General features: G+C 65.6%; 5 protein-coding genes and 1 pseudogene. 2 read left to right on the top strand and 4 right to left on the bottom strand.

Annotated features, from left to right (window positions below):
* A partial coding sequence (locus ACTJLF_RS26855; RefSeq protein WP_440884260.1) for an ABC transporter transmembrane domain-containing protein occupies positions 1 to 1,234 on the bottom strand: 1,234 nt, incomplete at its 3' end.
* A 171-nt stretch (positions 1,235 to 1,405) separates the two neighbouring features.
* On the opposite strand from ACTJLF_RS26855, the gene panD reads away from it, so the two are divergent.
* Together panD and ACTJLF_RS26845 are read left to right on the top strand one after the other, a co-directional pair.
* A complete protein-coding gene (gene panD / locus ACTJLF_RS26850) occupies positions 1,406 to 1,807 on the top strand; it encodes an aspartate 1-decarboxylase (RefSeq protein WP_440884267.1) in 402 nt (133 codons plus the stop codon).
* Positions 1,808 to 2,276: 469 nt separating this feature from the next.
* Positions 2,277 to 2,471 (top strand): annotated as a pseudogene (locus ACTJLF_RS26845) (Arm DNA-binding domain-containing protein); the annotation flags it as partial.
* A gap of 185 nt (positions 2,472 to 2,656) precedes the next feature.
* Here ACTJLF_RS26845 and ACTJLF_RS26840 read toward each other — a convergent pair.
* The 3 genes from ACTJLF_RS26840 to ACTJLF_RS26830 all read right to left on the bottom strand — a co-directional run bounded on the left by ACTJLF_RS26840 (position 2,657) and on the right by ACTJLF_RS26830 (position 7,327).
* Positions 2,657 to 4,027: a sigma-54-dependent transcriptional regulator gene (locus ACTJLF_RS26840; RefSeq protein ID WP_440884259.1), complete on the bottom strand. Its 1,371-nt coding sequence runs from the start codon at positions 4,025 to 4,027 to the stop codon at positions 2,657 to 2,659.
* 7 nt (positions 4,028 to 4,034) lie between these two features.
* Positions 4,035 to 5,897, bottom strand: coding sequence for a sensor histidine kinase (locus ACTJLF_RS26835; RefSeq protein WP_019658320.1), 1,863 nt, complete (start codon positions 5,895 to 5,897; stop codon positions 4,035 to 4,037).
* Between the two features lie 77 nt (positions 5,898 to 5,974).
* On the bottom strand, positions 5,975 to 7,327 hold the full coding sequence (locus ACTJLF_RS26830) for a dicarboxylate/amino acid:cation symporter (protein ID WP_440884266.1): 1,353 nt from the start codon (positions 7,325 to 7,327) through the stop codon (positions 5,975 to 5,977).
* Positions 7,328 to 7,584: the final 257 nt, after the last annotated feature.

Here is a 7,584-nt window from a genome sequence, read left to right as displayed (position 1 = left end):
GCCGCGCCAGCGTCGACTTGCCCGAGCCCGAGGGGCCGACCACGGCCACCGTCTTGCCCGCCGGGATCTCGAAGCTCACGTGCTTGAGGATCGGCCGCGCGGGCTCGTAGGCGAAACTCACGTCCTCGAAGCGCACGGCGGGATCCGAGGCTGCGAGTGCCTGGGCGCCAGGCGCGTCACGCACTTCGCGTTTCTCATCCATCAGGATGAACATCTTGTCCACGTCGGTGAAGCTTTGCTTCATCTCCCGGTAGATCACGCCAAGGAAGTTCAGCGGAATGTAGAGCTGGATCATGAAGGCGTTAACCATCACCAGGTCGCCCAGCGTCATGCGGCCTTCGACAACGCCCGAGGTCGTATGCCAAAGCATGAGCACAAGGCTCCCGGTCACCAGCACCTGCTGTCCGATGGTGAGCATGCTCAGCGTGCGCTGGCTCTTGACAGCCGCCTTACGGTAGCGGTCAAGGCTGGCGTCGTAGCGGCCGGCCTCGAAGTCTTCGTTGTTGAAGTACTTGACGGTCTCGTAGTTCAGCAGCGAATCGATTGCGCGGGTCTGCGCAACCGAGGCGAACTCGTTCATGGTTCTGCGGAACTTGGTGCGCCACTCGGTGACAGCGACGGTGAAGCAGATGTATAGCGCCAGTGCGCCCAGCGTGATCCAGATGAAGAACAAGCCGAATTTCACGCCCAGGATGGACAGTACCAGCGCCAGTTCGACGAATGTGGGCACGATGTTGTAGAGCGTCATCGAGATCAGGGCCTGCACGCTGCGCGTGCCACGATCGATGTCGCGCGTCATGCCGCCGGTCCGGCGGTCCAGGTGAAAGCGCAAGCTCAGCGAGTGCAGGTGATTGAACACCTCAAGAGAGATCCTGCGGGCGGTTCCCTCCGCAGCCTTGGCAAACACCAACTCACGCAGTTCGGCGAAAAGCGTCGCCGAAAGGCGAAGCATTCCGTACGCGAACAGCAGGGCGATCGGGACAACCAACAAGACCTGCTTGACGTCGGGCTTGGGCGTGACGGCATCGATCAGGACCTTGAGCAGCACCGGCACGCCGACATTCGCCACCTTGGCTGCAATCATGAAGGCGAGCGCAGCGAGCACGCGCCATTTGTATTGCCACAGATAGGGAATGAGGCGACGAAGCGTTTCCCAATCGGAGCGTTGGCCCTGCTTGATCGCAAAATCAGTCGAAAGAACTACAGACGATTTTTCTGCGTCGGTGCTTTGCATGTAGGCGCCTGAATTGTTGTTCTTCAATTGTGCCCACGTGCGCTACGCAATCTGCGATTGCCCCGAATCGGAAGCCTGCCTACACTCGGCTCGCCTGCCCGCGCGTGGCTAAGCGCGCTATCAGCCTGGCCGGCAATGGACTCAGAAATCTTCAAGGAAGTTTTCCCGATCATGTTTCGAACATTGCTCAAATCCAAGATCCATCGCGCCACCGTCACCGATTGCGAACTGCACTACGAAGGGTCCTGTGCCATCGACGAGGACTTGCTTGAGGCTGCGAATCTCGCCGAGAACGAGCAGGTGCATATCTGGAATATCAACAACGGCGAGCGCTTCGTGACCTATGCCATTCGTGGTGAGCGCGGCAGCGGCATCATTTCGGTCAATGGCTCTGCTGCTCGCCGGGCCTCCGTGGGGGACCTGCTCATCATTGCCGCTTTTGGCTTGGTGCCGGAGGAACGCGTGGCAGGGCACCTGCCGAAGCTGGTGTTCGTGGACAGCGCAAATCGCATCAAGGAAGAGCGTGCGTACATCCCGGTGCAGCAGGCTTCGGGCGAGCCTGCACTGGCCTGAGTCTCGGTGGCTTTTGTTTGGGGCATATGACGTAGCGCGATGTGACCGGTCTTCAACACGCAAGAGCCTCGTCGAGGAGCGTGTGACAAGAGATGGGCTTCCTGTAGCCCGACGCGCGCGATAGTGGCGAAGCATGTCCACCTACTCCGCCCACTTCATTTGCAACGAGGAGCCTCGTTGGCCGAACCGCCGACCATACCCGGTGTGCTCCGGGCGCTGATCGGCAGCTTGAGGGGGCCGCGCTTGACTCATCAGTGGACCGTAGCCAGATTCGGTCGCTGTGCTGTTCAGGCCACCATCCTTCTTTCTCGGTGTAACCCAAGACAGCTTAAAAGTCCTTGTATATCAAGGACTTAGCCTGAAAAGGCGGCTCAAGCGGCATCACCGAATCTCACAAAGTCCCGTTCTTGCGCGTACCCCACGGTGTACCCCAGACTGCTTTTCAACCGCAGTCGATTTTGGGTACACCATGGGGCAACTCAATGAGCTTCAGATCAAGGCGGCAGCGCCGCGTAACAGGGAATATTTGCTGGCGGACGGCGAGGGCCTTTACCTTCGCGTGCGACCGACCGGCAAGGTGTGGGTCTATCGTTACAAGCGGCATGGCAAGGAAGCCAAGCTCAGCATCGGGCGCTACCCGGCGGTGACGCTCGCGACGGCGCGCCGGAAAGCGCGGATCGAAGCCGAGAAGCGGATCAAGATTTCTCTCGGCTCCCTCAGCCCGATCGAATACCGGGTGAGTCTGGGGCTAGCGGCATAAAACCTGTCCAAGTTTTTGTCCGCACCCCTAGTTCTAGACCTGAACTGAACCGAAGAGGGGCCGGCCGCAGGAAGCGGCTGCAGGCCACCCTACTTGAACTCGTCGACCGTCAGGCCCAGCTTGCGCACCTTGTCGTGCAGGGTCTGGCGCGCGATGCCCAGCGCTGCGGCCGTGGCCGGCTGGTCGCCGCGCTGGCGCCGCAGTTCCTCGACGATCACGGCGCGCTCGAACGACTCCACCTGCTGCGGCAGCCCGCGCGGCAATGCGGGCACGCCCTGCGCACTTCCGCCGCCGCCGTGCGCCTGCGTCAGGCGTTCGCCGAGCAGGCCCAGCACGAAGCGGTCGGCGACGTTGCGCAGTTCGCGCACGTTGCCGGGCCAGGCGTAGGCCATCAGGTCGGCCAGCTGGGCGTTGCTCAAGAGCGGCGCGGGGCGGTCGTAGCGGGTCGCGGCCTGCAGCGTGAAGTGCTCGAAGAGCAGCGGAATGTCCTCGCGCCGCTCGCGCAGGGGCGGCAGCTCGATGAAGGCCACGCCCAGGCGGTAGTACAGGTCGGCCCTGAACTTCTGCTGGTCGCTCATGGCCTTGAGGTCGTCCTTGCTCGCGGCCACCACGCGGCAGTCGAAGGGAATGGTCTTGTTGGAGCCGATGCGCTCGATGCTGCGCTCCTGCAGCGCGCGAAGCAGCTTGATCTGCACCGCCATCGGCATGCTCTCGATCTCGTCGAGGAACAGCGTGCCGCCGCTGGCGTACTCGAACTTGCCCACGCGCATGCGGCTCGCACCGGTGAAGGCGCCGGCCTCGTGGCCGAAGAGCTCGCTCTCGGCCAGCGACTCGGGCAGGCCGCCGCAATTGAGCGGCACGAAATGCTGGCGCCGGCGCGCGCTGTGGTCGTGCAGGCAGCGCGCGACGAGCTCCTTGCCGGTGCCGGTCTCGCCGTAGACCAGCACGTCGGCGGAGGTCTCGGCCAGCGTCTTCACGGTCTGGCGCACCTGCTGCATCTGCGCCGATCGGCCGATCAGCACCGACTGGATGCCCTGCCAGTTCTCCAGCGCGTCGCGCAATGCGCGCACCTGCAGGCTGAGCTGCCGCCGCTCGATGGCATGGCGCACGATGGCCACCAGCCGCTCGGAGCCGAAGGGCTTCTCGATGAAATCGTAGGCGCCCTCGCGCATGGCCTGCACCGCCATCGCGATGTGGCCATGGCCGGTGACCAGGATCACCGGCAGCTCGGGATCGACGTTGCGCAGCTCGGGCAGCCACTCGGTGCCGCTCATGCCCGGCAGGCGCACGTCGCTGATGACGACGGCGGGCACGCCGAACGTGATGTGCGGGCGCGCGCGCTCGGCGCTGGGAAAGGACTCGACTTCGAAACCGGCCAGGGTCAGCACCTGGGTGGTGCTGACACGGACGTCTTCGTCGTCCTCGATCAGCATCACCCGGATGGCAGGGGCTTCGCTCACTTGGGGATCACTCCTGTTGTGCAATGGAAAAGGCGTCGGAAACCGGCGGCTGGCTGCTGCTGTCGTGAATCACGGCAATGGCCGCCGGCAGGTCGATGACGAAGCAGGCCCCGCCGCCGTCCAGGTTGGCCGCGCGCAGCGTGCCGTCCATGGACCGCACCAATTGTGCCGAGATCACGAGACCCAGTCCCAGGCCCGAGCCTGCGGCCTTGCCGGTGACGAAGGGTTCGAACAGGCGCTGCAGGATGTCGGGGCGGATGCCCGGCCCGGTATCGGTCACCGACAGGAGCACGCGGCCCTCCTTCGGCCGCGCCTGCAGGCGCAGCTTGCGCACCGGCGCGTCCTGCATCGCGTCGATGGCGTTGCGCATCAGGTTGGCGAGCACGCTGCCGAGCGCGGCCTCCTCCGCCATCACGCTCAGCGTGGCGGGCTGCACGTCGACCTCGATGGCCACGCGATGCTTCCTGGACGCCTCGGCGACGATCACCTGCGCGTCGGCGATCGCGTGCGACAGCAGCACCGGCGCCAGCGGAAGCTCGCTCTTGTAGGCGAAGGTGCGCAGCTGCGAGGTCAGCCGCGCGAGCCGGTCGACCATGCCGCGGATGCGCTCGAGGTTGCCGCGCACATCGTCGAGGCGGTTCTTGTCGAGCAGGATGGCGGCGCTTTCCGAGAGCGTGCGCATGGCCGTGAGCGGCTGGTTGAGCTCGTGCACGACGCCCGCCGACATCTGCCCCAGCGCGGCCATCTTGCCGGCATGCACCAGTTCGCCCTGCGCCGCGCGCAGCTGCGCGGTGCGCGCAGCCACGGTCGATTCGAGCGTGTCGTGCGCCGCCTGCAGCGCGGCCTGGTTGGCGAGCTTCTGGCGCACCGCGCGGCGGCGCTGCCACAGCGCCACGGCCACCAGCAGCAAGACCGTCATCGCGAGCCCGGCAGTGATGGCCGCGTTGCGCGCGGCCAGGTGCAGCGGCGCGAGGTTGTCGAGCACCACCAGCTGCCACGGCGCGCCGCGCAGGGTGCGAGCCGAGGCGAGCTGGTCGACGCCGTCGAGCGAGATCACCTGCACGTCGCGGTCGAGCGCCTCCTTCTGCGTCCATCGCAACGGCTGCAGCGCGGCCTCGCCGTAGGGACGCGAGCGCAGCACCTCGGCGCGCTGGAGGGCATCGAGCGGCAGCAGCGGCCGGAACTTGATGTCCTCTCGCGTGGAAAGTATGACCACGCCGCGCTGGTCGATCAGGGCCACGTCGCCCGGCAGCTTGCGCCAGGCGCGCTCGGCTTCCTCGAGATTGATCTTCACGGCCACCACGCCGCGCGAGGCCTGCCCGCGGCGCAGCGCGTAGGAAAGGTAGTAACCCGGCTTCTTGCTGGTGATGCCCACGCCGTAGAAGCGGCCCCTGCCCTGTCCCAGCGCGTCGATCACGTAGGGACGGAACGAGAGGTCCTGGCCCACGGTGGTACCGGGCTTGTCCCAGTCGGAGGCCGCCAGCGAGGTGCCGGAGGCGTCGAGCACGTAGAGCATCTCCGCGCCCGCCGCGGCGTTGACGCCGTCGAGATAGCGGTTGACCGAATCGCGCAGCCGCGTGTCCGACGGGGTGCCAAGCAGGGCCGGCACCAGGGGCGTCATCTCCAGCAGCGCGGGCAGGTAGTCGAAGCGGGCCAGGTCGGCGTCGAGGCCGGTGGCGAGCATGTCGAGCCGGTGGTCGGCCGCTTCGCGCAGCCGGGCCAGACCGGTCTGCATGGCGACCTGGTAACCCGCGAACGCGGCCACGGCCACGAGGGCCAGCGCGCCGCCCCATCGAGGCAGGCCGCGCCACCCTCTCGTCGCCTGGTCGGAATGTGGGTCTAGACGCCGGGCCGGCTCCCTTGGATTCATGGGGCCGTTATTGCACAAGGCGGGGCCGCCTGCATCAGTGGCAGCCCGATGGCCCCAGGGCGGGGCCGAGGGGAGGATCAGGAAACCTGCCGCGTGGAGGCGACGGGCATGTGCGCCTCGGTGGCGTCGAGCACGCGCTCGGGCTCGTCGGCCTCGGCGGTGCTTTCCTGGTTCAGGTGCTGGTTCATGCGCACGGTGTCGAGGTCGCCGGTCCACTTGGCCACCACCAGCGTGGCCACGCCGTTGCCGATCAGGTTGGTGAGCGCACGGGCTTCCGACATGAAGCGGTCGATGCCCAGGATCAGCGCCAGCCCCGCCACCGGCACATGCCCCACCGCCGACAGCGTCGCCGCCAGCACGATGAAGCCGCTGCCCGTGACGCCCGCCGCGCCCTTCGAGGTCAGCAGCAGCACCGCCAGCAGCGTGAGCTGCTGCGTGAGCGTCATGTCGGTGTTGGTGGCCTGTGCGATGAACACGGCCGCCATCGTCAGGTAGATGGAGGTGCCGTCGAGATTGAACGAATAGCCGGTCGGAATCACCAGGCCGACCACCGACTTCTTCGCGCCCAGGTTCTCCATCTTGGCCATCATGCGCGGCAGCACCGATTCGCTGGACGAGGTGCCCAGCACGATCAGCAGCTCTTCCTTGATGTACTTGATGAACTTCCAGATGCTGAAGCCGTGGAAACGCGCGATCAGCCCCAGCACCACGAAGATGAACAGCAGGCAGGTGGCGTAGAAGGTGGCCATCAGCTGGCCCAGTTGCAGCAGCGAGCTCACGCCGTACTTGCCGATGGTGAAGGCCATCGCGCCGAAGGCGCCGATGGGCGCGACCTTCATGATGTAGCCGACGATCACGAAGAGCACGTGCGAGCCCTTCTCGATCACGTCGAACACCAGCGTGCCGCGGCCGCCGAAGCGGTGCAGCGCGAAGCCGAACATCACGGCGATCAGCAGAACCTGCAGGATCTCTCCCTTAGCGAAGGCATCGACCACCGTGCTCGGGATGATGTTGAGCAGGAAGTCGGTGGTGCTCTGCATCTTGCCGGGGCCGGTGTAGGCCGCGATGCTCTTGGTGTCGAGCTGGCTCACGTCGACGTTCATGCCTGCGCCGGGCTTGAGCACGTTCACCAGCACCAGGCCCACGATCAGCGCGATGCTGCTCACGATCTCGAAGTACAGCAGCGCCATGCCGCCGGTCTTGCCGACCTTCTTCATGTCCTCCATGCCGGCGATGCCCACCACCACCGTGCAGAAGATGATTGGCGCGATGATCATCTTGATCAGCTTGATGAAGCCGTCGCCCAGCGGCTTCATCGAGGCGCCGGTGTCGGGATAGAAATGGCCCAGGAGCACCCCGAGCACGATGGCCGTGATGACCTGGAAGTACAGGGATTTGTAGAAGGGCTTGGGGGCGGTCTGGTGTTCCATGGGGGTGCTCATTGGTTTGTCTCCAGGGTCGTGACCGGGCCCACATCGGAGGGGCGCGGCCGGCCGGTGATTCAGCAATCGACATGCCACGGCCGGCGAGGGTCTGCAGGTGCCGTAAGCCATTGATTTCAAAGCGCTTTTCCCCAAGAGGGGCGAGGTGCCCCGCCGACGATCCGGATGCCGCAGACCGGTCCCGTCCGAGCTTCCGGATCGTCACCACCGGGTAAACCCTAGGCGCCCGGCGGTGTCAGACTCGG

The sequence above is a fragment of the Variovorax sp. 22077 genome (genome assembly GCF_052044195.1).
GTDB lineage: Bacteria > Pseudomonadota > Gammaproteobacteria > Burkholderiales > Burkholderiaceae_C > Variovorax > Variovorax atrisoli.
This window is presented reverse-complemented; position numbering and strand designations above follow the sequence as displayed.

Excerpts from the sequence above, each read along its gene's own strand:
- panD (WP_440884267.1), top strand. The coding sequence starts at position 1,406 with ATGTTTCGAACATTGCTCAAATCCAAGATCCATCGCGCCACCGTCACC.
- ACTJLF_RS26835 (WP_019658320.1), bottom strand. The coding sequence starts at position 5,897 with ATGAATCCAAGGGAGCCGGCCCGGCGTCTAGACCCACATTCCGACCAG.
- ACTJLF_RS26830 (WP_440884266.1), bottom strand. The coding sequence starts at position 7,327 with ATGGAACACCAGACCGCCCCCAAGCCCTTCTACAAATCCCTGTACTTC.